At 62.6% G+C, this 25,702-nt stretch carries 29 protein-coding genes; 15 read left to right on the forward strand and 14 right to left on the reverse strand.

Translation table 11 applies throughout. The features are described 5' to 3' along the window. Positions 1–8: 8 nt before the first annotated feature. The 3 genes from waaC to rfaD are packed head-to-tail and all read right to left on the reverse strand — an operon-like array spanning position 9 to position 2,910. Positions 9–983: a lipopolysaccharide heptosyltransferase I gene (gene waaC / locus NKI32_RS02250; RefSeq protein ID WP_023711171.1), complete on the reverse strand. Its 975-nt coding sequence runs from the start codon at positions 981–983 to the stop codon at positions 9–11. Further along, positions 980–1,987 carry a lipopolysaccharide heptosyltransferase II gene (gene waaF / locus NKI32_RS02255; protein WP_353001695.1) on the reverse strand — a complete coding sequence of 336 codons (1,008 nt, stop codon included), beginning with the start codon at positions 1,985–1,987 and terminating at the stop codon, positions 980–982. Before waaF ends, waaC begins: the two co-directional genes overlap by 4 nt. After that, the gene (gene rfaD, locus NKI32_RS02260; protein WP_023683756.1) at positions 1,960–2,910 is read right to left on the reverse strand and encodes an ADP-glyceromanno-heptose 6-epimerase; all 951 of its coding nucleotides are present in this window, start codon (positions 2,908–2,910) and stop codon (positions 1,960–1,962) included. The genes waaF and rfaD overlap by 28 nt, the downstream gene beginning before the upstream one ends. 134 nt (positions 2,911–3,044) lie before the next feature. On the opposite strand from rfaD, the gene NKI32_RS02265 reads away from it, so the two are divergent. From NKI32_RS02265 to NKI32_RS02285, 5 genes are all read left to right on the forward strand, one after another. Then, positions 3,045–3,677, forward strand: coding sequence for a LysE family translocator (locus NKI32_RS02265; protein ID WP_023671977.1), 633 nt, complete (start codon positions 3,045–3,047; stop codon positions 3,675–3,677). Positions 3,678–3,801: 124 nt separating this feature from the next. Further along, entirely contained in the window at positions 3,802–5,295 is a 1,494-nt protein-coding gene (rfaE1, locus tag NKI32_RS02270) for a D-glycero-beta-D-manno-heptose-7-phosphate kinase (protein ID WP_023671976.1), read from the forward strand. A gap of 8 nt (positions 5,296–5,303) precedes the next feature. Then, the gene (locus NKI32_RS02275) at positions 5,304–5,876 is read left to right on the forward strand and encodes a D-sedoheptulose-7-phosphate isomerase (RefSeq protein ID WP_023671975.1); all 573 of its coding nucleotides are present in this window, start codon (positions 5,304–5,306) and stop codon (positions 5,874–5,876) included. Then, positions 5,869–6,522: a D-glycero-alpha-D-manno-heptose-1,7-bisphosphate 7-phosphatase gene (locus NKI32_RS02280; RefSeq protein WP_353001696.1), complete on the forward strand. Its 654-nt coding sequence runs from the start codon at positions 5,869–5,871 to the stop codon at positions 6,520–6,522. Before NKI32_RS02275 ends, NKI32_RS02280 begins: the two co-directional genes overlap by 8 nt. Before the next feature lie 206 nt (positions 6,523–6,728). Next, positions 6,729–7,706 (forward strand): phosphodiester glycosidase family protein, encoded by a 978-nt coding sequence (locus NKI32_RS02285; protein WP_353001698.1) that lies wholly within the window; start codon positions 6,729–6,731, stop codon positions 7,704–7,706. Between the two features lie 892 nt (positions 7,707–8,598). On the opposite strand, the gene NKI32_RS02290 is transcribed toward NKI32_RS02285, so the two are convergent. Further along, positions 8,599–8,760, reverse strand: a complete 162-nt coding sequence (locus NKI32_RS02290) for a hypothetical protein (protein ID WP_352757655.1) — start codon at positions 8,758–8,760, stop codon at positions 8,599–8,601. After that, positions 8,757–9,233, reverse strand: coding sequence for an Lrp/AsnC family transcriptional regulator (locus tag NKI32_RS02295; RefSeq protein WP_023744323.1), 477 nt, complete (start codon positions 9,231–9,233; stop codon positions 8,757–8,759). Before NKI32_RS02295 ends, NKI32_RS02290 begins: the two co-directional genes overlap by 4 nt. 257 nt (positions 9,234–9,490) lie before the next feature. On the opposite strand from NKI32_RS02295, the gene trxB reads away from it, so the two are divergent. After that, on the forward strand, positions 9,491–10,465 hold the full coding sequence (trxB, locus tag NKI32_RS02300; RefSeq protein ID WP_023711176.1) for a thioredoxin-disulfide reductase: 975 nt from the start codon (positions 9,491–9,493) through the stop codon (positions 10,463–10,465). A gap of 80 nt (positions 10,466–10,545) precedes the next feature. After that, positions 10,546–11,442, forward strand: a complete 897-nt coding sequence (locus NKI32_RS02305; protein WP_023671970.1) for a LysR family transcriptional regulator — start codon at positions 10,546–10,548, stop codon at positions 11,440–11,442. Positions 11,443–11,464: 22 nt separating this feature from the next. Here the strand turns inward: NKI32_RS02305 and NKI32_RS02310 are convergent, their stop codons facing one another. From NKI32_RS02310 to NKI32_RS02320, 3 genes are all read right to left on the reverse strand, one after another. Continuing rightward, positions 11,465–11,962 carry a methyltransferase family protein gene (locus NKI32_RS02310; protein ID WP_023671969.1) on the reverse strand — a complete coding sequence of 166 codons (498 nt, stop codon included), beginning with the start codon at positions 11,960–11,962 and terminating at the stop codon, positions 11,465–11,467. Between the two features lie 725 nt (positions 11,963–12,687). Beyond that, the gene (locus NKI32_RS02315) at positions 12,688–14,739 is read right to left on the reverse strand and encodes an elongation factor G (RefSeq protein WP_023683761.1); all 2,052 of its coding nucleotides are present in this window, start codon (positions 14,737–14,739) and stop codon (positions 12,688–12,690) included. Positions 14,740–14,986: 247 nt separating this feature from the next. Further along, complete coding sequence (locus tag NKI32_RS02320) at positions 14,987–15,847, reverse strand: alpha/beta fold hydrolase (protein WP_023671967.1); 861 nt, start codon at positions 15,845–15,847, stop codon at positions 14,987–14,989. A gap of 147 nt (positions 15,848–15,994) precedes the next feature. On the opposite strand from NKI32_RS02320, the gene NKI32_RS02325 reads away from it, so the two are divergent. Together NKI32_RS02325 and NKI32_RS02330 are read left to right on the forward strand one after the other, a co-directional pair. Next, positions 15,995–16,546 carry a methyltransferase family protein gene (locus NKI32_RS02325; RefSeq protein WP_023683763.1) on the forward strand — a complete coding sequence of 184 codons (552 nt, stop codon included), beginning with the start codon at positions 15,995–15,997 and terminating at the stop codon, positions 16,544–16,546. A gap of 48 nt (positions 16,547–16,594) precedes the next feature. Beyond that, the gene (locus tag NKI32_RS02330; protein WP_353001700.1) at positions 16,595–16,990 is read left to right on the forward strand and encodes a (R)-mandelonitrile lyase; all 396 of its coding nucleotides are present in this window, start codon (positions 16,595–16,597) and stop codon (positions 16,988–16,990) included. Between the two features lie 59 nt (positions 16,991–17,049). Here the strand turns inward: NKI32_RS02330 and NKI32_RS02335 are convergent, their stop codons facing one another. Next, positions 17,050–18,252 carry a pyridoxal phosphate-dependent aminotransferase gene (locus tag NKI32_RS02335; RefSeq protein ID WP_353001701.1) on the reverse strand — a complete coding sequence of 401 codons (1,203 nt, stop codon included), beginning with the start codon at positions 18,250–18,252 and terminating at the stop codon, positions 17,050–17,052. A gap of 275 nt (positions 18,253–18,527) precedes the next feature. Between NKI32_RS02335 and NKI32_RS02340 the strand changes: the two genes are divergently transcribed. Beyond that, positions 18,528–19,427, forward strand: a complete 900-nt coding sequence (locus NKI32_RS02340; protein ID WP_023728195.1) for an EAL domain-containing protein — start codon at positions 18,528–18,530, stop codon at positions 19,425–19,427. Then, positions 19,424–20,284, forward strand: coding sequence for an EAL domain-containing protein (locus NKI32_RS02345; protein ID WP_353001702.1), 861 nt, complete (start codon positions 19,424–19,426; stop codon positions 20,282–20,284). The genes NKI32_RS02340 and NKI32_RS02345 overlap by 4 nt, the downstream gene beginning before the upstream one ends. Positions 20,285–20,394: 110 nt before the next feature. On the opposite strand, the gene NKI32_RS02350 is transcribed toward NKI32_RS02345, so the two are convergent. From NKI32_RS02350 to NKI32_RS02360, 3 genes are all read right to left on the reverse strand, one after another. Continuing rightward, entirely contained in the window at positions 20,395–20,649 is a 255-nt protein-coding gene (locus NKI32_RS02350; RefSeq protein WP_352626122.1) for a type II toxin-antitoxin system RelE family toxin, read from the reverse strand. Continuing rightward, on the reverse strand, positions 20,646–20,846 hold the full coding sequence (locus tag NKI32_RS02355; protein ID WP_352626123.1) for a hypothetical protein: 201 nt from the start codon (positions 20,844–20,846) through the stop codon (positions 20,646–20,648). The genes NKI32_RS02350 and NKI32_RS02355 overlap by 4 nt, the downstream gene beginning before the upstream one ends. A gap of 269 nt (positions 20,847–21,115) precedes the next feature. Continuing rightward, positions 21,116–21,328 (reverse strand): cold-shock protein, encoded by a 213-nt coding sequence (locus NKI32_RS02360; RefSeq protein ID WP_015316174.1) that lies wholly within the window; start codon positions 21,326–21,328, stop codon positions 21,116–21,118. 298 nt (positions 21,329–21,626) lie between these two features. On the opposite strand from NKI32_RS02360, the gene NKI32_RS02365 reads away from it, so the two are divergent. Then, positions 21,627–21,953, forward strand: coding sequence for a hypothetical protein (locus NKI32_RS02365; RefSeq protein ID WP_352626150.1), 327 nt, complete (start codon positions 21,627–21,629; stop codon positions 21,951–21,953). 19 nt (positions 21,954–21,972) lie between these two features. Here NKI32_RS02365 and NKI32_RS02370 read toward each other — a convergent pair whose 3' ends face one another. Beyond that, a complete protein-coding gene (locus NKI32_RS02370; protein ID WP_023683769.1) occupies positions 21,973–22,554 on the reverse strand; it encodes a methylated-DNA--[protein]-cysteine S-methyltransferase in 582 nt (193 codons plus the stop codon). A gap of 177 nt (positions 22,555–22,731) precedes the next feature. Between NKI32_RS02370 and NKI32_RS02375 the strand changes: the two genes are divergently transcribed. Both NKI32_RS02375 and NKI32_RS02380 read left to right on the forward strand, forming a co-directional pair. Further along, on the forward strand, positions 22,732–23,661 hold the full coding sequence (locus tag NKI32_RS02375; protein ID WP_353001703.1) for a transglycosylase SLT domain-containing protein: 930 nt from the start codon (positions 22,732–22,734) through the stop codon (positions 23,659–23,661). A 5-nt stretch (positions 23,662–23,666) separates the two neighbouring features. Beyond that, positions 23,667–24,155 carry a GNAT family N-acetyltransferase gene (locus NKI32_RS02380; RefSeq protein WP_352626125.1) on the forward strand — a complete coding sequence of 163 codons (489 nt, stop codon included), beginning with the start codon at positions 23,667–23,669 and terminating at the stop codon, positions 24,153–24,155. 287 nt (positions 24,156–24,442) lie between these two features. Here the strand turns inward: NKI32_RS02380 and NKI32_RS02385 are convergent, their stop codons facing one another. After that, positions 24,443–24,781 carry a hypothetical protein gene (locus NKI32_RS02385; protein ID WP_353001705.1) on the reverse strand — a complete coding sequence of 113 codons (339 nt, stop codon included), beginning with the start codon at positions 24,779–24,781 and terminating at the stop codon, positions 24,443–24,445. 331 nt (positions 24,782–25,112) lie between these two features. Between NKI32_RS02385 and NKI32_RS02390 the strand changes: the two genes are divergently transcribed. Then, positions 25,113–25,664: a DUF4142 domain-containing protein gene (locus NKI32_RS02390; protein ID WP_353001707.1), complete on the forward strand. Its 552-nt coding sequence runs from the start codon at positions 25,113–25,115 to the stop codon at positions 25,662–25,664. The last annotated feature ends 38 nt before the right edge of the window (positions 25,665–25,702 follow it).

The following is a 25,702-nucleotide window of genomic DNA, read 5'->3' on the forward strand; positions in this document are numbered from 1 at the left end:
GAAAGGCTCTAGGCAGGTGCTCGTGATTTGAGCGCCAGCTGCTTCTCAGCTTCCGCCACCACCTTCGCCGGCGTTAGGCGCTCCCCCGATGCGGCCAGCAGCGTTGAGGCATATTGCCCGCGCGGGCCGGTCAAACCCGGCTCGGTCGCCAGGAACACCGCGACCGTCGGCAGGCCGAAGGCGCTGGCGAGGTGGGTCAGACCGGTGTCGGCGCCGATAACCAGCGTCGAGCGGCCAAGGATCGCGGCAATGTCTGCCAGCGGCGATCTCGGCACCACGATCGTTGACGGCACGGCTTTCGAGATCGCCTTGGCCACCGCCTTCTCACGCTCGTTCGACCAGGTGGTGACCGGCGTCATTCCGCTACCAACCAGCAGGCGAGCCGTTTCGATCCAGTCTTCGGCGGGCCATTTCTTGTCCTCGCGGCTGGTGCCGTGCAGCAGGAAGGCCGTCTTGCCGTCAATGCCGGCCAGGCCGCCGGGAGGCGGCACAATCCCGGATGCGAGCGCCGAAAGATCGGGCTCGTAGCCGAGCGCCAGCCCGAACAGCCGGCGCGTGCGTTCGATGGCGTGCAGGTTGCGCGGCACGGCGTATTTGCGCTGGTAAAACAACGTTGCCGAGGGCTCCCGCGCGCTTGCGCGGTCGAAACCTGCGATTGGTGCCGCTGCCTGTTTCGCCACCAGGGCCGATTTCAGCAGCCCCTGCGCATCGATGACGAGGTCGTACTCGCCTGCTTGCAGAGCGCGGCGCAAGCTTGTCGCCTCCCGCCATGTGCCGGCGTTGAACAGATGCTTGCGCCAGCGCCGGATGGCGACGGTATGGATCTTTGCTATCGCCGGATGCAGCGCGACGATGCCGGCAAAGGCCTCTTCGACGCACCAGTCGAAGGCGATATCGGGGCGCTTGCGGCGTGCATCTTCGACGGCGGGGAAGGTGTGGATGACGTCGCCCATCGAGGAGGTCTTGACGATCAACACCTTCATGCGGCGGCCGGGAGTTCCAGCAACCTGTCCGCCGCCGCTGCCACTCGGGCAACGTCCAGCGTCTTCAGGCAGTTGAGGTGGCCGAGCGGACAGACCTTCCGGTGGCAGGGCGAACAGGACAGATGCAACCAGATCAGTTCGCGCTGTTCAGCCAACGGCGGCGTGTTTTCCGGCGAGGTCGAACCGTAGACGGCAACGACCGGCGTGCCGACGGCGGCCGCGACATGCATCAGCCCGCTGTCGTTGGACACCGCCAGCCTGGCCGCGGCGATCAGGTCGATGGCGTCCTCCAGCCGTGTCTTTCCTGCCAGATCGACGACACCGGGCGCGAGTGCTGCGATCTCGGCGGTGACGTCGCGATCGTTCTTCGAGCCGAACAACGCGACCTTGAATCCTTTCGCCATCATCTCTCCGGCGAGGCCGGCATAGCTTTCGCTAGGCCAGCGTTTGGCCGGACCGAATTCGGCGCCGGGCATCATGGCGACGAATTTTCCCGGCTGCACTGCGAAGCGAGCGAGCAGATCTTTCTGATTGCCGGCGTCGACGGTGAGCCGCGGCGGCCGGAAATGTCCGCCTTGGGCGAGGCCAAAATAGGCCTGCGCGGTGCGCCGTTTGACGGCATCGGGCAGCGGCACGATGTCGGTCAGCAGGCCGTAGCGCATTTCCCGGAGATTGCCGAAGCGGCGGGGGATGCGGGCAAAGAACGGGATCAGCGCCGATTTCCAGCTGCCCGGCAGGACGTAGGCCATGTCGTAGCGGCCGCGCAGCAGGCGGCCGAAGCGGCGGCGAATGGTGAATTCGAGCGCGCCCGGTTGCAGCGGGAAATCGATCTGCTGGCGAATCTCGGGCATGCGCTTGACCAGCGGGGCCGCCCAGGCCGGGGCAAGCACGTCGATGGCGGCGTTGGGATGGAGCTCCTTCAACGCCGAAAACAGGCACTGCGCCATGACCATATCGCCCACCCAGCGTGGGCCGATCACGAGGATCGTTGGGCTTTCAGCCATTCGACATAGTCTCTGACGCCGGTTTCCACGCTGCGGAATTGCCCATTATAGCCGGCTGCGCGCAAGCGGGACATATCAGCCTGGGTAAAACTCTGGTAGCTGCCCTTGAGGTGATCGGGGAATTCGATGAACTCGATCTCGCCCTGGCCCAGCGTATCGATCACGGTCTCGGCAATGGCGCGGAACGGCTGGGCGCGGCCGGTGCCGCAGTTGAAGATGCCGCTGGAGCCGCGCTTCCACAGCCACAGATTGACGTCGGCGACATCGCCGACGTGAATGAAGTCGCGGCTTTGTTCGCCGGGGCCGAAGCCGTCATGGGCGCCGAACAGCTTTGGGTTTTCGCCGCGCCCGACCTGATTGAACAGATGGAAGGCGACCGAGGCCATGGCGCCCTTGTGCGCCTCGCGCGGGCCATAGACGTTGAAGTAGCGCAGGCCCGCGACCTGCGAATGATCGGTGTCGAACACGGTGCGCCTGACATAGTCGTCGAATAGTTTCTTCGAATAGGCGTAGACGTTGAGCGGCCGCTCAAGTGCGGGATCCTCGCGAAACTCCGAACCGCCGCCGTAGACGGAAGCCGAGGAGGCATAGAGGAACGGTATGCGCAGCGAAAGACAGCCATGCAGCAAGCGCTTTGAGAAGGCGTAGTTCACGTCCATCATGAACTTGCCGTTCCATTCCGTGGTGGTCGAGCAGGCGCCCTGGTGGAAGACGGCCTCGACGCGGCCTAGGTCGCCGGCTTCCAAGGTGGCCAAGAATTCGTCCTTGTCGAGATAGTCGGCTATCTGCAAATCGGCCAGGTTGGCGATCTTGTGGCCGTCGGTGAGGTCGTCGACGACGAGGATGTCATCATGGCCTTCGGCATTGAGTGCGGCGACGATGTTGGAGCCGATCATGCCGGCCCCGCCCGTGACGATGATCATGAAGGCCTCTGGTTGCTTGCGATTCCGGTCCTTATAAGGGAGGCCAAGCGTACTGTCGATGAAGCACCACGACGCCACAGTGAGACCGCGAAGCGGCCCGCTTTATTCGAGGCCCGCAAGCTAGGGGACAAAAAATGCCGTCGACCGAACTGCTCATTGCGTTTTTCGCCACCACGGCGATCTTTGCCTATATTCCAGGACCGGCGATGCTCTATGCCGCCGCGCAGACCATGGCGCGCGGGCGCTGGTCGGGGCTGACGGCGGCACTTGGCATCCATCTTGGCGGTTATTTCCATGTCTTTGCGGCTGCCGCCGGGCTGTCGGTGCTCTTCCATGCGGTGCCGCCGCTCTACATGGCGGTCAAGCTCATCGGCGCGCTCTATCTGATCTGGCTTGGCGTGTCCTTGTTCCGCAAGCGCGGGGACGGTGACACGGCGCTGCCGGCGATCGAGCGCAAATCGGCGCGCCGGGCATTTTTCGAGAGCATCACCGTCGAAGTGCTCAATCCGAAGACGGCGATCTTCTTCATGGCGTTCCTGCCACAGTTCATCGATGCCTCGGCGGGGTTCCCGGTGTGGCTGCAATTCGTCGTGCTGGGCACCATCGTCAATTTAATGTTCTCTTCGGCAGATATTGTCTGCGTGTTGCTGGCAGGCATGGTGATCGCCCGGCTGAAGCGCTCCAGCCGTGCGCAGCGCATCATGCAGAGGGCGGGCGGGGCGGTGCTGGTCGGACTGGGCGTCCACGTCGCGTTGCAGAAGAGCTGACGGCCGCCCTGACGTTGCGCTGCGCGGATTTGCGGTATATCGGCTTCGCCATGAACGATCCGGCCCGTAAATTGACAATTTTCAGCGTGATTGAGGTCGGCCTTTCCCTCGCATTGCCAGTGACATGATCAAGCACAATCCGCCTTCGCCCGAACCTTTGCACCGCGCCATTGCCCGCTTTGGCGACGTTGCCGTGCTGGTGGTCGGCGACTTCATCCTCGACCGTTTCGTCAACGGCGTCATCGAGCGCATCTCGCCGGAAGCGCCGATCCCGGTGCTGCACGGGCGCGGCGAGACCTCGACGATGGGCGGCGCAGGCAACGTTGTCGCCAACATCGTCTCGCTGGGTGCCAGCGCTATTCCCATATCGGTGATCGGCACCGATGTGGCCGGCGACAATCTGGTGCGCATGCTGCGCGAACTCGGCGCCGATACGGCTGATATGGCGCAGGAGCGCGGTCGCATGACGTCGTCGAAGAGCCGCTTCAGCGCGCTCAATCAGCAGGTGCTGCGCTTCGATGAGGAAGAGATCAAGCCGCTCGACGACAAGGAACGGGCGGACCTGGTCCGGCATTTTCGCGCCGCACTCACGCGCGCCGACATCGTCATTCTGTCCGACTATGGCAAGGGCATCTTGCTCGACGGCGTCGCCGCCGACCTGATCGCCATCTGCCGCGAGGCGGGAAAACCGGTGCTGGTCGATCCCAAGGGCCGCGACTATGCGCGCTATGCCGGCGCGACCGCCATCACGCCCAACCGCAAGGAGCTTGGCGAAGCTGTCGGTCGCCCGGTTTTCGCCGACGACGAGATCGTCGCGGCGGCACGCCAGCTGATTTCGGCACATGGCTTCGACTTCGTCGTCGCCACCCGCAGCGAAAAGGGCATGAGCGTCGTCGGCGCGGATGAGGCGCGCCACATCGCCACCCAGGCGCGCGAAGTGTTCGACGTTTCGGGCGCCGGCGATACGGTAATCGCGAGCTTCGCGCTGGCTCTGGCCGCGGGCGCCGATCGCGTCATGGCCGCCTCCATCGCCAATGCCGCCGGCGGTGTGGTGGTGGGCAAACGCGGCACCGCGCGGCTGACCGTGGAGGAACTCACCGGCGCGCTGTTCCGCTCGCACGGCCCCACCGCCCATAAGGACGCCATCCTCGATGCCGCATCGGCCGCGCGCATGGTGGCGGCGTGGAAGGACGAGGGCCTGAGCGTCGGCTTCACCAATGGCTGCTTCGATATATTGCATGCCGGCCATGTCAGTCTTCTCCACGCGGCGCGCAGCCAGTGCGACCGGCTGGTGCTCGGCCTCAACAGCGATGCCTCGGTGCGTCGGCTGAAAGGCGCAGGGCGCCCGGTCAACGATCAGCATGATCGTGCCTGCGTGCTCGCCGCCCTGGCCTCGGTCGATGCGGTCGTGGTGTTCGAAGAGGATACGCCGCTGGCGCTGATCGAGGCGCTTCTGCCCGACATTCTGGTCAAGGGCGCCGACTACACGGTCGAAACCGTTGTCGGCGCCGATGTGGTGCAGAAGGCGGGCGGGCGCGTCGTCCTGGTCGACCTTGTCGCCGGCAAGAGCACCACCGGCACGATCGGCAAATTGCGCGCCGGCGGCGGTACCAACTGAGGGATTTCATGTCCGGACTGAATGACTATCTGGTCCGCTCGGCGGCCGCGATCACCGCGACAGTCGAGCGTGACCTGACCGCCGAGATGGAACGTGCTGTGAGTGCGGTCGTCGCCGCGCTTTCCTCGGGCAAGGCGCTGCTGGTCTGCGGCAATGGCGGCTCGGCCAGCGACGCCATCCACATTGCCACCGAACTGGTCGGCCGCTTCCTTAAGGAGCGCAAGGCCTACAATGTGATTGCGCTGCCGGCCAACGCGGGCATGCTGACCGCCTGGGGCAATGACTATGGCTTCGACACCGTGTTTTCGCGCCAGGTCGAGGCGCATGGCGCGCCCGGCGGCGTGCTGCTTGCCATCTCGACCAGCGGCAATTCGCCGAGCATTCTGGCTGCCGCCGAACAGGCTCGGATGATGGGCATGACGGTGGTCAGCCTCACCGGCGACAGCGGTGGCAAACTCAAGCCGCTCACCGACATACTGCTCAACGTGCCCTCGACCTCGACGCCGATCATCCAGCAGGGACATCTCTGCCTCTACCACTATCTCTGCGAGGTGGTGGAAGACCGTCTGTCGAATGGCTGACACCGGGGCCTACGGTCCATACCCGCTGGCTGAGCCCGGCCTGTGGGTTGAGCGGGTGGGTTCGCGGGTGTTTCCAGCCAACGCGCCGGCGCTGTTCCTCGACCGCGACGGCACCATCAATGTCGACACCGGCTATCCCGACGATCCCGCCAAAATGGCGCTGCGCGACGGCATCGTGCCGGTCATCGCGGCGGCCAACCGGGGCAACATCCCGGTGGTCATCGTCACCAACCAGTCCGGCATCGCGCGCGGCTATTTCGGCTGGAAGGAATTTGCCGCGGTCAACGGCCGGGTTCTCAAGCTGCTTGCCGCCGGCGATGCCTTCGTCGACATGGTTCTGGCCTGCGCCTACCACGAGGCGGGCAGCGGTCCGCTGGCGGTCGCCGACCATCCGATGCGCAAGCCCAATCCGGGCATGCTGCTACAGGCCCGGCAGCGTCTCGGCCTCGATCTCAAACGCTCGCTGATCGTCGGCGACAATCCCGCGGATATGCAGGCCGGACAACGTGCCGGCCTGCCGCGCGGCTGGCTGGTAGATGGCGAGGGAAGTAATGAGCCGGGCTTCGAGGTTCTGCCGCTGCGCAACCCCGATGATCTGGAAGGGCTTTTGAGGGCTGTCGAGTCGCTCGGATCGAGACTGATTTAGCTTTCCGGATCTGTTACTCCGCAATCTCAATGGGTTAGCTTGAGCGTTTCACCGTTTCGCAGAAACGGCGAGCCGATCCATTTCTTTGCTTTGACGCTATTCCCCAGGAAAGCACCACGCTCTTTTGCGGAAAAACTGCAGAGATCAGACATCATTCAAGCAAGAAATTTGCAGATGTCATTCCATCGAAGAACGAGGGGAATTCATTGAAGAAAGCAATCTCTGTTGCCGTTGTCTTGTTGATATTGGCTGTGCTTTCAGCCGTGGGGTATGTCTGGCAAAAACACGGCGTGTATGGGCTCAATGCACTTCTTCGCCGCGGCGGAAGCTACTGGATCGCCGTTGCACCCGACGATGCGCGTCTCTCGCCTGCCATGCAGCTTGCGTTGAAATCGGAAATTCCTGATGTGACCGCTGGAGCCAGCTCATGGAATGAAACCGAGCCTGGATTCCAGGTCAGAGAAATCCCCGTCATGGCGGGCGACCGTGAAATTGACCGGCTCTATCTCAACCGTTTCGATCCAGCCAAATTCCGTTTCGTTGCCCGTAACGAGCCCAGTGGTGCCAAGGACATCGACCAGTGGGAAGCGGCACTCAATCCACAAGGCACAGGCGGCACCGTTCTGATCGTCAATGGCAGTTATTTCGGACTGAAGGGCGAAGCCGACACGCCCTTTGTCAGCATGGGTGCGAGGCTCGGGCCGGATGAATACGATGCGAAGGCCGGCGCCTGGTTCGTGAATGCCTCCGGCACGCATGTGGTCGATCTCAATTCACGTGACTGGCGCGCAGTCACGGAGAATGCCGAAAACGCTATGGTTTCCTATCCATTGCTTGTCGGTGAGGACGGCCGCAACAATGTACGCGCCAAGAGCAACTGGTTGGCCAACCGCACCTTTATCGCGGAAGATCGTCAGGGCTGGATCATCGTCGGTTCGACCAAGGACGCTTTCTCGCTGGACCGGCTAGCAAACTTCCTGTTGCAGACCGACCTCGATCTCAAGACGGCGCTAACCCTCGATGGCGGGCCTGTTGCCTGCCTCAGCGTCCGCTCCGGGAACTACCGGTTGAAACACTATGCCAAGTGGGAAGCCCAGGTCGCGGATGGCGACGTCTCACTGCTTCAAGCACCGCTAGATGTGCCCTGGGGATTGCCTGTTGTTCTCACGGTGGAGCGCAGGTAGCAGATCCTGCCCTTGGCAGGGTGGGTCAAAGTACTCCCGATTCCGTAGCTGAAACCGGATGGCATATTCAACCTTGGCCGCTCATGTTCACGCAATCTGACCCGGAATACCCTACGATTTCGGCGCCAGAATTCGCTTTCTGGCTCATATTCGTCGTCAACATAATTGTGATCGGCGCGGCGTTTCTCGCGTCAAAAAACATTTTCCGTCTCAAATGGTTGCCGCATGTCATCACATTCGTCTGGCTCGCTTGCTCACCTATTTTGCTAGCCTTTTTAGCTTTGCCGGAGATGTCCCCTGGTGAGAGCCCCGGCCCTGGCGACGGCTTCATTCTTTTGCCGGTTTTTGGAGAGGTGGCCGCGTATCTATTGGGGTGTGTCTTGACGGGCGTCGCGATGCTTCTTCGACGTTAATCTCGCTCGGCACTAAAGACAGCCAGTGCCACCGTACCCTTCAACACTGATAATTTTGTCGTCCTTGTCGGGTGTCCATTTGACGTAGATGTGCCCTGCGCATACCAATCCAATCGTCCAATTGTATTCCATGTGATTTCTTGTGTCATAACAGGGGGTGAAGATTTTTCGCGGGGGCATCTCTCCTTCCTTGTCTGCGGAAATACAATCGGATGGTGGCGGTGGAACGTCTTGAAACCCCTCTTTGGACAATGAAGACTTCAGATCTGCTACGGCGGTTCCCGAAGGAAACGTACTTTGGAGAACCTCGGTGATAGCTGCGTCCGGCGCCATCTGGTTCGGATTTCCGCTCGCGAACAGTTGCGAGAACATCCCAGGTGGATGCCAATTATTGGCCATGAAAATGCCAGTTATTAAGGCACACAGCGCAACGACTGGTATTATTATACAGGCAGCCAGTATCCGGGATCCAATGCGCTTCAAGCTGTCGCCATCCTAAGCAGTGTCGCGTAGATATTGCTCATACGTTCGGCATAAGCGGCGCCGACATCATGGACAAGATTATCGATCATATGAATTTGGAATGGAAAGCCAGACAATCCTTGGTCGCGAAGCCGCAAGCGATGAATGGTCCAGCTCATGCGTTGAACGCAACCAACCCCTCATCCTTGACGCGGCGGATGGTCAGCGCGGTGCGCACCGTGTCGACATTGGGGGCCGAGGCCAGTTCTTCAATGACGAAGGTCTGGAACGTGCCGAGGTCGCTCGCCACGCAATGCAGCAGGAAGTCGGATTCGCCCGAGACCATCCAGGCGTCGCGCACGATCGGCCAGCCGCGAGTGCGCTCGGCGAAAGCTTTGAGCTCCGCGTCGGCTTGGTGATGCAGGCCGATCAGGCAGAAGGCGACGACATCCATGCCGAGCGCCGGCGCGTTGAGCAAGGCGCGATAGCCTCTGATGATGCCGGTTTCCTCCAGCCGCCGGACACGGCGCAGGCAGGGCGGGGCGGAAATGCCGACGCGGCTCGACAGTTCGACATTGGTCATGCGCCCGTCGGCCTGAAGCTCGCGCAGAATCTTCCAGTCGATGGCGTCGAGGTCGGCTTTCAGGGGCATGGCGGTCTCAGCTTAAGCGCAAGAATCTTTCGCGCTCTCGTCCTTAAACGACTTTTGTGTCGATGCCAGCCCTTTGGTCGGGCGATTTCGCAACCGTAACGAAAGCGGCCATTGCGCGAATAAGCCTGTAGGCCGAAGCTTTCCGGGGACGACGGCCTGATCGTCTTGCTGGTGTGATTGGCAACCCTTACATTACCAGCACCGTTTCACGTCGTTTTCCAAGGCACACTCGATTGTCTGCCCCGTAGAGGCTTTAGATGACCACCAAGCACGCGCCTGTCCTTATCATCGGTTCTGGCCCGGCCGGCTATACCGCCGCAGTCTACGCCGCGCGCGCCATGCTCAAGCCGATGCTCGTAGCAGGCTTGCAGCAGGGCGGGCAGCTGATGATCACCACCGATGTCGAAAACTATCCGGGCTTCGCCGATCCGATCCAGGGCCCGTGGCTGATGGAGCAGATGCTGAAGCAGGCCGAGCATGTCGGCACCGATATCATCAACGACATCATCACCGAGGTTGACCTCAATGTGCGGCCGTTCCGCGCCACGGGCGATTCCGGCACCACCTACACGGCCGACGCGCTGATCATTGCCACCGGCGCGCAGGCGAAATGGCTGGGCATCCCCACCGAACAGACCTTCATGGGCTTCGGCGTGTCGGCCTGCGCCACCTGCGATGGTTTTTTCTATCGCGGCAAGGATGTCGCTGTCATCGGCGGCGGCAATTCGGCGGTGGAGGAGGCGCTCTATCTCTCCAATCTGGCGAAGAGCGTGACCGTCATCCACCGGCGCAACGATTTCCGCGCCGAGCGCATCCTGCGTGAGCGGCTGTTGAAAAAGGACAATGTCCGAGTCATCTGGGACACGATCGTCGACGAGATCACCGGCCGGCCCGGCAAGACGCCGCTGCCGCCTTCGGTCGAAGGGCTGAAGCTCAGAAATGCGGTGACCGGCGAGGTCAGCCATCTCCAGGTGGACGGCGTGTTCGTGGCGATCGGCCATGCGCCGGCGGTGGAATTGTTTGTCGGCAAGCTGAAGCAGAAGCCGAACGGCTATCTGTGGACGGCGCCGAATTCGACCCGCACGGACGTTCCCGGCGTGTTCGCCGCCGGTGACGTGACCGACGATATCTACCGTCAGGCGGTGACCGCCGCCGGGCTCGGCTGCATGGCCGCGCTCGAGGCGGAAAAATACCTGGCCGGCATCGAGGTGCACCGCGAAGCGGCGGAATAAAATCTATCAAGACGGCGTCGCAAGCCGTTCAAAAGCCTGATTTTTCATTCAGACGCCAAAAACGGAACGAGGGGAACTCAATGGCGTTGGACTGGGACAAGCTTCGCGTGTTTCACGCAGCGGCGGAGGCTGGGTCGTTTACCCATGCCGCCGAGACTTTGCACCTGTCGCAATCGGCGATTTCACGCCAGGTCAGCGCGCTCGAACATGATGTCGGGGTGCCGCTGTTCAATCGCCATGCCCGCGGCCTGGTGCTGACCGAGCAGGGCGAAATGCTGTTCCGCACGGCGCATGACGTGCTGATGAAGCTGGAGACCATCAAGTCGAAGCTGACCGAGGCCAAGGACCGTCCCTCAGGCGTGCTGAGGGTAACGACCACGGTCGGGCTCGGCGCCGGCTGGCTGACCGAGCGGGTGCAGGAATTCATCGAGCTCTATCCGGAAATCAGCCTGCAGCTGATCCTGGCCAATGAGGAACTCGACCTCACCATGCGCCAGGCCGACTGCGCGATACGGCTGCGCCAGCCGCAGCAGCCCGACCTTATCCAGCGCCGCCTGTTCACCGTGCATTTCCACCTCTATGCCTCGCCGTCCTATGTCGGCAAGCACGGCAAGCCGACCTCGGTCGCCGATCTGAAGAACCATCGCATCGTCACTTTCGGTGTGCCGGTGCCGTCGCATCTGTCGGAGCTGAACTGGCTGGAAACGATCGGCGATTTCGACGGTGGGCAAAGGGTGCCGACGCTGCAGATCAACGACATCTTGTCGATCAAGCGCGCCGTGCAGGGCGGCGCCGGCATCGCCATGCTGCCCGACTACGTGATCTCCAAGGAATCGGATTTGGTGCAGCTTTTGCCGGAGACCGAGGTGCCGTCCTTCGACACCTATTTCGCCTATCCCGATGCAATGAAGAACCAGGCCAAGCTGCACGTCTTCCGCGACTTCATCATCGCCAAAGCGCGCAGCTGGTCATTTTAAACATGCCCTTGGGAGGTGCTGGTCACCCCCGCCAAGGCGTCAGCCGTGGCAGCCAGCCGGGAACATTGCGGCGGTAGGTCTCGTATTCGCCACCGTAGCGGCGGGCGAGAGTCGGCTCCTCATAGAACCTGACGAAAGAGCCCATGACGATCGCGCCGATGGCGGCATAGGCAGCGACGCTCCAGCTTGAAAACAGCAACGCCTGGCCCAGGATGATCGACAGTACTGCGACATACATCGGGTTGCGGACATGGCGGTAGACGCCGCCGATCACCAGTCTCTCGGTGGGTGCTACAGGCGCCGGCGTGCCCATGCCTTCGAGCGCGAAGCGGGCAAAGGAATGGACGAGCAGGGCGATGGCCGCGACGATTAGGATGGAGCCAGCCGGCACGAAGCCGGGCACCGTCGACAGCGGCAGACGGTAGCGGTCCGTCAGCAGCCAGGGCACCAGCCCGGCCACGACACAAGGTGCGGCGATGAAGAAGACCGCGCTGCCGGCGATCGCCTGGGGTGTCCGCATGTCAGGTCTCCCTTCTTCCGGCCGACCCTTCCCATCCCGCTGCCGCAAAAATAAACGCCTGCTGCCCGATTCAACGTCATTCGGCTTTTTGCCCGCGAGCGCGAGAATCAGCCCGACTTGCGGTTCTGCGAAGGCAACCGCACGGTCGCGCCATTCATTTGGCAACTTTTCGTGGTCCTATGGCCCCTAGACATGGGTTAGACCACAGCCTGTACCTTTTTGCATGCGTGTGTTGCAAAATAGATGCTTGTTTCTTGGGCATGAACAGCACATATATAGATCATCTCCTGGGCGCGTTCTCCTCCCATTAGCGCCCTCGAGTGTTCCCCTCTGGAGGTTAGCCTTAACAGGCACTTCCAATCAAACTCAGCCGGATCTTCATTGATCCGGCTTTTTTGTTTCCGGGCCTGCCGTAGCCAGCGAAAAATCGAGCAAAATCGCCGCGTAACAGTGACATGTAACCTCAGGTAACATGCCGCAGGCGCGATTCATCGTTTAAGCAGATCATAGGACGCGGTGTGGTTCGACCGGGAGATGGGGGCATCACTCGGAAGATCCGGGCTCAGGCGGCTACCGCGTCCGAACCTATTCGTCTGTCAGTGCCGCATGGCGCGGCGGATACGTGCGGCGGACCTGCCGTTTTCCTCCCAAGAAGACGGTCCGCAATAAGAGCGGCGTCCGGGTCATCCGGGCGCCGTTTTTTGTGCGGATCATCCTTCGGCCTGTCAGGCAGCCTTGCCGTTGGCGTTCATCGCCTCGTCGGCCAACCGACCGGTCAGCTCGGCCATGTGATCGAAGGCGCAACGATAGCTGGCGACGCCGGAGGTCGCCGAGCGCAGTTCGATGATCAGGTCGCCGATCTCGGCCTGCGGCATGGTCGCCTCCACGACATCCCATCCCGGCCAGTCAGGCCGCGCGTCGTAGCCAAGGATCTGGCCGCGCCGTTGCGGGATCAGCGCGATGATCTTCGAAGTGGCTTCGGACGGCGTGACGATCTCGACCTTCATGACCGGCTCGAGCAGCACCGGCGAGCAGGCCGCCATGCCTTCCTTCATGGCCAGCTTGGCCGCCATCTGGAAAGCCATGTCGGAGGAATCGACGGCGTGGTAGGAGCCGTCGGAGAGGTTGACGGCGACATCGACGACAGGGAAGCCGAGCGGGCCGGATTTCAGATAATCGCGCACGCCGGTTTCGACCGACTGGATGTAGGTCTTGGGCACGACGCCGCCGGTGATGGTGTCCGAGAACTGAAAGCCGGAGCCGCGCGGCAGCGGCTTGATCTCGATCACCACATCGCCGAACTGGCCATGGCCGCCGGACTGCTTCTTGTGGCGGCCGCGCTGCTGCACCGTCTTTCGGATCGTCTCGCGATAGGGGACGGCAGGCGCATGGCCTTCGACCGGAATCTGATTCTTGCCTTCCAGCCGCTCGCGCACGACCCGCAGATGCATCTCGCCATGGCCGGACAGCACGGTCTCGGCCGAGTCCTGGTTGTGGCGCAAGGTGAGCGAGGGATCTTCCTCGGCCAGGCGCTGGATGGCCGCCGACATTTTGACCTCGTCCTTGCGCTCCTTCGGCCGTAGCGCAAAGGCAAAGACCGGCTGCGGCGGCGTAAGCGTGACCAGCGGCTTGATACCGCCCTTCGTGGAACTCAACGTCTGGCCGGTCTTGACCTCGTCCAGCTTGCCCAACGCCACCGTGTCGCCGGCCTTGGCAGCGGTGAGCTTGGACTGGTCCTTGCCGAGCATCTTGTAGATGCCGGAGACCTTCGCCGTCTCGCCATTCGACAAATAGAGTTCGGCTGCATCGGCGATCTGGCCGGAGAGTACGCGCGACACGGACAGCTTGCCGCCATGCGCGGTGTGGATGGTCTTCATCACCTGGACCACGGTGTGATTGCCGTCGGGGACGCCGAGCCGTTTGCGCGTCGCCTCGACATCCGGTGCGTCATGGCGGATCGCCTTCAAAAGGCGCAGCACGCCGTTGCCTTTTTCGGCGGTGCCGATAAGCACCGGCGTTATGGCGCCGGCGCGCAGGTCGGCGGACAGATCGTCGAAGACCGCGTCTTTCGGCGGCTCGATCTCCTCCAGCAACTGCTCCATCAACTGGTCGTCATGGTCGGCAAGCGTCTCCAGCATGGAGAAGCGAGCCTCCAGTTCGCGCGCCTTGTCGTCAGTTGGAATTTCGGCAACCTGGCTTTCGGCATATTCGCGGTAGATGTAGGCGCGCTCTAGCGCCAGGTCGATGGAACCGATCACCACATTGTCCTTGCGCAGCGGAATCTGGCGCAGCAACAGCGGCGCCGCGCTCGTCGGCTGCAGCATCTTCAGCGTATCGCGTACGCCGGCGATTGCCTTGTCGACCTTGTTGAGGAACAGGATGCGCGGCACGCCGAGATCGTCGAGCTTGCGCATGATGAGCTGCAAGGCTGGGATCTTCTTCTCGTCGGCCTCGGCGACGACCACCGCGAGATCGCAGGCTGCCAGCACCGGCTCGGCCTCGAAGGAGAATTCGATCGATCCGGGACAGTCGACGAAGGTGATCTGCTCGCCCATGAATTCGGTGGTGGCAAAGGTCGCCTCGACGCTCATGGCGTGCGCCCGCGCCTCGGGCGAATGATCGGAAACGGTGCTTCCCGATGAAACGGGATTTTGGCGGGGGATGGCGCCCGTACGGGCGAGGATGGCTTCGAGAAGTGTCGTCTTACCGCTTGCAAAGGGACCGACTATGGCAATGCATTTCGGTCCCGTGCGTCGTCCTCCGGCGCGAGTACCCATGGCTGACCTCCACTCAGGCTTGGCCCTTGGAGTGCGATCAGCAAAAGTGGAAACGGTTTTGCGCCGATCGCACCCTGTCGTGAGCGGCGGCCGGCCTGTTCGACCGTCGCGGGGCGGGGTTGTTTCTCTTAGCCACCTGCCCAAGCCCATCGTCCCACGGGTTAGCCGGCAGGGCAAGGAAAATAGGAATCCGGTGCGCCGTCAGGCGGCCGAGGCAAGACCCCGGGATCAGAACCGTCCGGCGATTTCAGCTTGCCTGGGTGCGGCGCGTGGGCGTGGCGGCTGCACTCTGCTTCACCACCATCTCGGCGTAGCGCGACAGCAACGGGTTGAACAGGTCTGGGCGTTCCCAGAACGGTGCATGGCCGGCGCCTGATATGACATGGCATTGTTCCCACAGCAAGCCATAGGCCACCGTCTCGAAGTAACTCAGCCGCACCAGCGGATCATGCTCTCCATTGATCACCGCAACCGGGAACGGGGCGTGCTCGACCACCTGTTTCTGGTCGGCGCCCTTGCCGGCAAACATGCTGCGCGCCACGCCGGCGCGAAGCCTGCCGTCGGTGCGCCTTATGGCTTCGCGGAAAGACGGACTGGCGGTATCGCCGAAGCAAAGCGCCTCGAAGCGCTCGATGTCGCGTTCGGAGTAGACCTTCTTGGAGGCCAGCAGCATGTCCCAGTTGGCGTGAAAGCCGCGCAGCATGCCAAGCGGCCCCCGCGACACCGGCGGCGCTCCGGTCAGCACCAGGCCGCTGACCGCATGGTGAAAGCTGGCCAGTTCGACCGCCACATGGCCGCCGAGCGACCAGCCGAAGATGATGGCGTGGCCGATGCCCAAAGCGTCGAGAAGCCGGGCTGTGGTCTGGGCAAGGCCGGTAATCGTATAGGCGGTCGCCGGGTCGCGGGCATCGGAGGACTCGCCGTGGCCGGGAAGGTCGAAGGCGATCAGCCGATGGCCGTCGGCAAGCGGGCTATCGAACTGACGGGCAAACACGGCGCGCGAACTGCCCGAGCCATGGATCATGACGATGGGCATGCCGGACCCAGACGACTGGCTGAGGCGCAAGTCGGCCTGCGGCGTGCGGATGGTGCGGTGAGTGATGCTCATGCTGGATTAGACCTTGAGATTTGCCTGACCGCCAACATCGCATCGCTGGCTCTATATGTTCTTTAAACATGTGGTTAAGAAAGGATTTCTAAAGAGATAGCCGGCACGATCGCTGGCTCCATGGCAATCACGCGCGGAATCCCGACAATGGAACCAGTCCTCGATCTTCTTGTCTCGATCTGCAGCATCGCGATGCTTGGCCAATATGTCTGGTCGATGCGGGCGCATTTCCAATCGCAGGCGATGTCTCCAGGCGCCATGGTGATTTCGGCGGCGGTCATCGCCACGGCGCTGTTCTTTCTCGCCACCCTTTGGATCCAATCGCAGCCGGGTTCGGCAAAGCTCACCGGACTTGCCGTCGAACTGGCGAGCTCTGCCCTGTTCTGGTGGGCGATCGTCACGTCGCGCAAGGTGCGGCTGCGCTTCGTCTTCGCACCCGACGATCCGCACAGCCTGCTGACCCACGGCCCCTACGGCCATGTCCGCCACCCCTTCTATACGTCCTACATCGTCTTCTGGATCGGCTGGGGGATCGCGACCTGGTCGGTCTGGGCGTTGGTGCCGGTCGCCGGGATCGCTATCCTCTATGTGTTTGCGGCGCTGGACGAAGAGAAGAAATTTTCGCGCACGCCGCTGGCCGGAGCCTACGCGGACTATCGCGTACGTGCCGGCCTGTTCTGGCCTCGGCTGGGGTGGTAGCGAGCACCGGGGCAGGGTAGGTTCTACTGAACTCAGGGGTCACCAGAGATGAAGATCATTGCCTGCGGCAGCGTGCCGACCATCATCGCACCGGAGAAGTATTTCACCGGCCGCGTGCTGCAGACGCCCATCATCGAGAAGGAAGCGCCGGCGCGGCTGCGGGCCACGCTGGTCAGCTTCGAGCCTGGCGCGCGTACCCACTGGCACACGCATCCGCTCGGCCAAACGCTCTATGTCACGTCGGGCGCCGGCCTTGCGCAGACATGGGGCGGGCCGATCCAGGAGATCAAGGCGGGCGACGTGATCTCGTTCGAGCCGGGCGAGAAGCACTGGCACGGCGCGGGTCCAAAGACGACAATGATCCACGTCGCCATGCAGGAAGCGCTGGACGGCGTCCACGCAGATTGGATGGAAGCGGTCACCAGCGAGCAGTATGGCGGCTGAGGTCTGCTCCTGACAAAAACCCGGCTCGAAGCCGGGTTTCATGTCTCGGTGCCGCCAGTTCAGGTCAGCGATGCCGTGAACCGCTGGATGCGCGTGCAGGCTTCCTCCAGCAGCGTCTCCGACGTGGCGTAGGAGATGCGGAAGTTGGGGCCGAGGCCGAAGGCCGAGCCGAACACCACCGCGACACCCTCGCCTTCGAGCAATTCGGAGCAGAAAGTCTCGTCAGTGTCGATTATCTTGCCGGCCTTGGTCTTCTTGCCAATCAGCTGGGCGCAGGACGGGTAGACATAGAAGGCGCCTTCCGGCGACGGGCAGGTTATGCCGCGCGCCTGGTTGAGCATCGACACGACGAGGTCGCGACGGCCCTGAAAGATCGCCTTGTTCCTGGCGACGAAATCCTGCGGGCCGTTGAGCGCCTCGACCGAGGCCCATTGCGCGATGGTGCAGGCGCCCGAGGTCTGCTGGCCCTGGATCATGTCCATCGCCTTGATCAGCTGGACGGGACCCGCGGCATAGCCGATGCGCCAGCCGGTCATGGCGTAGGCTTTCGAGACGCCGTTCATGGTCAGCGTGCGCTCGTAGAGTTTCGGCTCGACCTCGGCGATCGTCCTGAAGACGAAGTCGCCATAGGTCAGGTGTTCGTACATGTCGTCGGTCAGTGTCCAGACATGCGGATGCTTCAAGAGCACGTCGGCCAGCGGGCGCAGCTCGGCTTCCGTGTATGCGGCGCCGGACGGGTTCGATGGCGAGTTCATCAACAGCCATTTGGTCTTCGGCGTGATCGCCTTTTCCAGCACGGCGGGAGTGAGCTTGAAACCATTGTCGATCGAGGTGTCGGCGAACACCGAGGTGCCGCCGCAGATCGCCACCATTTCGGGATAGCTGACCCAATAGGGGCGGGGGATGATGACCTCGTCGCCTGGGTTCAGCGTCGCCATGAAGGCGTTGAACAGGATCTGCTTGCCGCCGGTGCCGACAATGGTCTGCTCGGGCTTGTAGTCGAGATTGTTCTCGCGCTTGAATTTTTTTGCGATCGCCTCGCGCAGCGGCGCGATGCCCGAAACCGGCGGGTATTTGGTCTCGCCGCGGCGGATCGCCTCGATCGCCGCATTCTTGATGTTGTCGGGCGTGTCGAAATCCGGTTCGCCGGCGCCGAGGCCGATAATGTCGCGGCCGGCATTTTTCAGCTCGCGGGCTTTCTGCGTCACCGCGATGGTGGCGGAAGGCTTTACGCGGGCAAGGGCGTCGGCAAGAAAGGCCATGACCAGATATCTCCAGAGGGGTCGGCGCAACCGCAAACAGCTGCGGCGCTTCTCATGTCGCATCGACCCGGCAAGTGCAAGCATTGTCGGATGAGCCAGGGGTCAAGGGCCCGTGGAGATCGGCTTTTTGGAGCGCGTGCATGACGGTTTCACTCTGCGTTGCGGGCTCTGCAATCGACGCCTAACCCCGGCAAGACTAAATTCATCAACGGCCGCTAAAACCTTTGACGGCAGGATCGCCAGCCATTTCGCCTGTCTCGCGGAGCGAGGGACCCTTGTCGCGCAGCACCGGGCTTGCCCACATCATCCGTCACGATGACGGCACCGCTTCAGGTGTCTGGGGTCCCTACACGCTGCAGAGCGCCTTTCAGCCGATCTTCGCCTTCAAGGACGGCAAGCTCTCGATCGCAGCGTTCGAGGGGCTGATCCGGCCGTTTCGTGACGGCGAGCCGCAATCGCCGATGAACTTCTTCCGCACCTGTCCGGCCGGCGACCGCCTGCATATCGAGGCGCTGACGCGCACGCTGCATTTGCTCAATGCCGGCGCCTGCCTGCCGCAAGAGGCTTCGATCTTCGTCAATTTCGATCCGTCGGTGTTTACCGAGCGCTCCATCGCCGACAACGCGTTGCGCGACATGCGGCTGGTGCTGCACGAAGCCGGGATCGATCCGCGCCGCATCGTGTGCGAGGTGACCGAGCAGAAGTCGGCGTCGCAGGAAACGCTCTACAGCTTTGTCGAGGCGCTGCGGGCCAATGGCTTTCGCATTGCCGTCGACGATTACGGCGCCGATGAATCCGACATCAACCGCATCAAGGAGCTCAAGCCCGACATCGTCAAATTCGATGCGCACTGGATCACGCAGCTCATGGAATCCGGCGCCGGCTTTGCCCTCTTGACTGCCATGGTGACGAACTTCGAACTACAGGGCATCCGCACGGTGTTCGAAGGCATCGAGGAAGGCTGGCAGCTTGAATTGGCCGAGAAATCCGGCGCATCGATGGTGCAGGGCTTCGTGCTGGCCAAGCCGGAACTGGCGCCGACCAGCTTTCGCGCTTTCGGCAAGGATGGGCAGCCATCTGTCGCGGCGGCCGAGCCTGGCAAGACGCCTGCCGGCCCGACTGCAGCGCCTCCAGCGCGGCCGGGCAGGGTGTTCGGGCGCAGGACCGGGCCATGACCGGGCAGCGCGAGAGGCGTCGCGATATCGGCGAAGCGATCTTTGCCGACGAGGTCGGCATCGAATACGGCGTCTACGGCGCGTTCCGGCTGAAGAGCGCCTACCAGCCGATCTTTGCGCCACGCGGCGGCGCGTTGGCCGCGGTTGCCGTCGAGGCGCTGATCGAACCGCAGCGCGCTTCCATGCCGGTTGCACCGGCCATGTTCTTCGACAGTGTTGCGCCGGGCGACCGCCTGTTTGTCGAGTCGATGTGCCGGATGCTGCATCTGAAAAACTTCCGCAACATCGGCGTCGACGGGCTCGACCTGTTCTTCAATTACAACCCGATGATCAACGATCATCTCGGGCGGGCGCTGGCCGAGATCCGGCTGATGACGCGGCATCTTGGCGATCTCGACCTGCATGCCGCCATGCTGGTCTGCGAGATCACCGAACAGGCGGCCGACGATAATGTGCTGGCCCCGCTGGTGCGCGAGATGCGGCGCCACGGCATCCGCATCGCCATCGACGATTTCGGCACCGGCCACTCGACTGCGGAGAGGATGAGCCTGCTCCAGCCGGATATTGTGAAGATCGACGGCGGCTGGTTCGCCGAATTCTGCCGCCACGCTGCCGCCGAGCGATTCTTCCGGCCGCTCGTCTCGTCGCTGCACGATCGCGGCGCCAAGGTGCTGGTGGAAGGCATCGAGCAATCCGTGCATCTGCGCGTCGCGCTGGATGGCGGCGTCGACCTGCTGCAGGGGTTCCATCTCGGCCGGCCGGCGCTGGCCGGCACGATCTTCAACCGGGAGCCGCTGTCGATCGAGGCGCTGCTTGGCGCCGGCAACAAGGTGGTGCCGCTGCATCTGCGGCGTTAATTTTGTCCTTACGCTTGCCGCCGCTTCGCGGCTCGTTCCGGACGGGGCGCCAACGGGCGCGATGCCCGGTTGGGCTTGCGGCCTTCGGCCGTAGCGCGAATGGCTTGGGACTACTTCAGCAGATGATCGTAGTCGGTGTGAGTGCCGATCCAGAACCAGATCACATCGTCATTGTTGCGAATGGCGACAGCCCGATAACTGTCATCCACTCTGGCCGACCAATAGCGTCCGACCTGCTTGAAATGCAGTGACGGGTCAAAAGGGTCATAACGCAATCTGGCAAAACGCCTATCGGCCTTTGCTCTGACCGATAATGGCAGTTTTTCATAAGCCTCCCAGAATGATGGAGAGGCGACGTGGTTCACAGAGGCCGGGTCCGGCCAGCGCGATGGTCAGCCAAAGCTTGTTCGGCATGCTTGTCCAACCGGCCCGATTGCGCGTCCGCTTCGATCTGCCGGTCCCACATGTCCGCCTGAAGCGCCTCGAACCACGCGGCAAAAGCCTTCAGTTCGTCAGGACTCAACTCGGCGACAGATTTTTCGATTTGTTCAAGTTTGGTCATGGGCGAATGGTACCACTATTGGGCCAAATGTACCACCGGTGGGACCATGGCCGCCTATGACCTCTTAAGTCCAGACAAACAAAAAGGCGGGATAAATCCCGCCTTCCCATTTTCGGTAGCCTGATCGGAGCTTTAAGTCCGGGCCGGCAGCTATCTGCTGATCCAGCTTGTCGGGTCTTTCTGCTCCAGCGCGCTTCTCGCGCGACCGTCAGTACATCCGTGACTTGCCGCGCGCCCCGAACTCTCGTCCGGCGCGCGCTATCGCAAAATCAGGCTGCCTTGCTCAGAGAACCAGCGGACGACTTGCCTGTGCGGCGGTCCTGCTCGATCTCGAAGTTGATTTTCTGGCCTTCGACCAGGGTCGACAGTCCAGCGCGCTCGACAGCGGAGATGTGAACGAAAACGTCCGCACCGCCCGAATCAGGTTGAATGAAGCCGAAGCCCTTGGTGGCATTGAACCACTTGACCGTACCAGTTGCCATATGAATAGTCCTCGCATTTGCTTTGGTTTGACCGAACCGAGGTTCAGCCGGTTTGTATCGAGATTTTGGAGATAGACGTCAGCAAACGCGAAGATCGCGAGGCCCGGATCGATCGGCCGAAATATCAATGGAGCTGATATAGGCGGGTTTCGCACCAAAAACAAGATGGCTCGAAAAATGGCGTTGCGGTGGCGCCGCCCAAAGGCCGCCCCAATCGCATGAAAGCGTCGAGCAATCGGGAAGACCGGGACGCCCGACGGCGTTAGTCCGGTTTTGGGAGACAGTCATGAAAACCGTTGTGAAAACCATTCTGCTTGCCGCCTGCCTGACGCTGGCGGCCGCCGAGGCGCAGGCAATTTCGCGCTACGACCCCACTCGTATGAGCTGCGACAGGGTGCAAGGCACGATCGCCCGCCAGGGCGCGGTCATCCTGCGCTATCAGTCCAGGCGCGTGCCGGGGCTGCCGCTCTTCGACCGCTATGTGCAGAGCCAGCAATTCTGCAATGTCGGCGAGGTCAGGAAGCGCGCCTATGTACCGAGCGCCGATACCGAATCCTGCCCGGTCTATCTCTGCAAGCGGATCGAGAACGACCATTTTCACCGCCGCTTCCTGCGCCGTCGCTAGCCGCGCCGGGTTCTGATCTTCAGAACCCGAACGAGACCTGCGCCGCCGGCGGCGGGCCGACGCGCACGCCTTCCATGGCCAGCATCTTTTCCTTGGTGGCCGAGCCGCCGGGCGCGGAGAAGCCGCCGATCTTGCCGCCCGCGGCTAGAATCCGATGGCAGGGGATGACCAGCGGCACCGGGTTGGCGCCCAGCGCTGCCCCGGTTTCGCGCGGCAGGCCGGCTTGGCCGGCGCGCTTGGCCAGTTCGCCATAGGTGGTGGTTTCGCCATAATGCAGTTTCCGCGCCGCGTCGTAGATGGCGAGACGGAAGTCGTCGACCCCGTCGAGATCGACCGGCACGCCGGAGAAATCGACGTCCTCGCCTGACGCATACGCCTTGATCGAGGCGATCAGCTCGACCACCCATTGCGGCTGCCCAGTGTTCGCAGTGGTATTGGCGGCAACACCGGCATGCCGCATCAGCCGGCGCTCCACTGCTTCGCGGCTCCTTTCGGGCAGGCAGAGCCGGATCAGGCCCTTTTCGCTCCAGGCGATGCCCATGAAGCCGATCACTGTTTCTAACACTGCGTGGCCGGCTGTGATCGAAGATGCCGTTTCCATGATGCTCTCCTTTCCGCAAAGCGGCGAAAACCGGGATACCGACCGGTACATATGCAGAACAATATGGCATCTGAGCCCGGCTCTCGCCACCCGAAAACCACCAGATGGTCCCGATTGCCCACCAGGAATCGCTGGTGTAAGGACTTCTTAACAACCGACAAATCGGACCCGCGCGGCTTGCCAGCAAAATTCAACCTTTTCGCGATCTCTGTGATCGTCGGCGCAGCTGCCCTCAGCGGCTGCCAATCGACCTCGCAGATGAAGGCCACGCCTGCGCTGACCGAAACCGCGACCGCCGCCGGCAGCGATGCCGGCTTCACCGTGCCGCTGCCCGATACGGTTTCGGTGCTGCCGCAATCCTCGGGCATAACACCCGTCCAGGCCGCCGAAGCAACTCCCGCCACACCAGCACTTGCCGCCGCCCCGCAGCCGGCTGCCGCGACCGCGGCCTTTGCCGGCGCGACGCCCACGGCCCCGGCCCTGCCTGCGGTGATGGCCGCCAACGCCTGGCAGGCGCCTGCGCCCGCCAACGCCGGACAGCCGGTCTCGGCGCAATATACGACCGCCAGCCTTGTCATGCCGGCGACCGCCAAGGGCGGCCAGAACGCCATGCCCGGCGTGCAGCAGGTAGCCTATGTCGTGCCGCAGAACCCTGCTTCCCTGGGCCAGTTCCCCGCCGCGCCCATCGGTCTCCCGGAAGAAGAGCATGCGACCGGCATGCGCGGCGACGTCGACCGGCTGATCCAGAAATACGCTGCTCTCTACGAGGTGCCGGTCGATCTGGTGCGCCACGTCGTCAACCGCGAAAGCACCTACAATCCCAAGGCTTACAATAACGGCCATTGGGGGCTGATGCAGATCAAGCACGCGACGGCGCGCGGCATGGGCTATGACGGGCCGGCCAAGGGCCTGTTCGACGCCGAGACCAATCTGAAATACGCGGTCAAATATCTGCGTGGCGCCTGGCTGGTGGCGGGTGGCAACGCCAAGAAGGCCGATTGGCTCTACCAGACCGGCTATTATTTCGACGCCAAGCGCAAAGGCCTGCTCGAGGCCACCGGCCTCGGTGTCGACCGCAAGCGCCGCCGGCTGCAGCCCGACGCCTGAGCGCGATGCCTGAACCGCGCCCGCCGGCTCCAAACGACATCCGGCTGCGCAAGATCCTCGACGAGACGCTCGTTGCGCCGCACTGGCCGGACGGCTTTGCCATGCGCTGCTTCGAACATGGTGACGCGCAGCCCCTGCACGCGCTTTTGACCGAGGTGTTCGACGACGGCACTGACGGCCCGTTCGACGAATGGTGGCCGCGCATATCCAGCGATGCCGAATTCGACCCGGCGCTGTGTTTCCTGGTCATCGACGCCAAGGGACGGCTGGCGGCGGCAGCGCTGTGCTGGACGAGGGCCTTCGTCAAAGACCTCGCGGTCCATCCCGAAGCGCGCGGCAAAGGCATTGGCGAAGCGCTGATGTGGCAGGCTTTCAACGCCTTTCGGGATCGGGGCGCGGCCCATGTCGACCTCAAGACCAACACGGTCGAGAACGCCGCCGCGCTCCGGCTCTACGAGCGGCTGGGAATGATGCCTGTCGCCTGGGAAGGGTAAGGGCTTTTTTCTTGCCGCAATTCCCTGGGGAAAACGCTACGCGCTTTTCCCGGGAAAACCGGTTCCCACCTTTCCTGGAATTGCTCGAGCGCTGTTGAAAACCTCCGGATTGTGAACTGCTTCACATAGGCCGCCGCAACCGGATGCTAACTCACCATCCATGCCTTTCGACCGATGGCGGATCGACGACTGGCAGATGTGGGGCGGCTGCACCGGCATGTGTTCAGCCGCTCCTTGGCGGGTCCCAGGCGGGGGTTTGGGGCCCGCCAGTCGTTTTGCGGTCGCCCTCAGATATCGGGCGCATTGCCGATCTTCTTTTTGAACTCAAGCGCCCAGGCGCGGCCCTCGTCGCCGCCCCACAGCAGCCAGGCGATATGGCCGGCCGATGGATTGTCCTCATTGCCGTAATTCTTGCCGCGCTTGTCGACCTCGTGGCGGGCGAAATAGCTGACCATGCGGCGGATGGTGGATGGCGCCAGCTTTTCGCGGTTCTTGAGTTCCGTCGCCCGCGCCACGCCGATCTCGGTGCCGCCCCGGCCGAATTCTCTTCGCAGCCTCAACCCCCTGGCGGCGTTGTCGGCCACCACTTGCGGGCAGCGCAGATCGATCTCTTCATCCTCTTGCATGTGTCTCCCCAGCTCCGGAAACCTAACCTGCAGACGCAATACAGGGAAGTGCAACCGGCTCCCAATGCAGCGCCGTCCATCGGGACCAGGATCAGCGCGCCATCGGCATCTGCGAGATCCTGTGGAACCTTATGGATTTCACGCCTGAGGGTCGGCCGAACTGGAACGAACAGCTGCAATATGGCGAGGCGTGCTGTCCTGAGGTTTGTCCGCCAGGGGCTCGGGACGGCTCTTCGGCAGATCGTCGCTGACGAATAGCTCTCCGGACGCAACCCTGCCGCCAATGCCGCGTTTGATTAGCCGAGGGAAATTTTCAAATCGGAGACCTCAGATGAAAACGCTTCTCACCATTGCCGCCGTCGCCTTGCTCGCCGGTGCCCCTGCCGCCCTTGCGGCCAACTCGACTGCGGTCGCGCCTGCCATGGCCGCCAGCAAGGTCGATACCCCAACCTTCGTCAAGACCGTGCCCAGCTCCAACGAATTCGAAATCCAGTCGAGCAAGCTCGCCGAGGAGAAATCCAAGGCGGCTGACGTCAAGAAATTCGCCAAGCAGATGGTCAAGGACCACACCAAAGCCGGCAAGGAGTTCAAGGCGGCGCTGAGCCAGGGCCAGACCACCGGTTCGACCAAAGCCGCGGGGCCGGCCCTGCAGCCGAAGGAGCAGGCAATGCTCGACGAGTTGAAGAGCGCAAGCGGCAAGGATTTTGACGCCAAGTACATCCAGATGCAGACGGACGCGCACAAGGAGGCCGTAGCCCTGTTCAGCAGCTATGCCAACTCGGGCGACGACCCGGCGATGAAGGAATTCGCCAAGAAGACGCTGCCGACGCTGCAGATGCACGAGAAGCACGTCAAGGAACTCGCGGCCGCGCATCAGGGTTGAGGGTTGGTGACTGGCCAGCAATAGCATTCTACGGCGCC

This window comes from Mesorhizobium sp. M0761 (genome assembly GCF_040320205.1).
GTDB lineage: Bacteria > Pseudomonadota > Alphaproteobacteria > Rhizobiales > Rhizobiaceae > Mesorhizobium.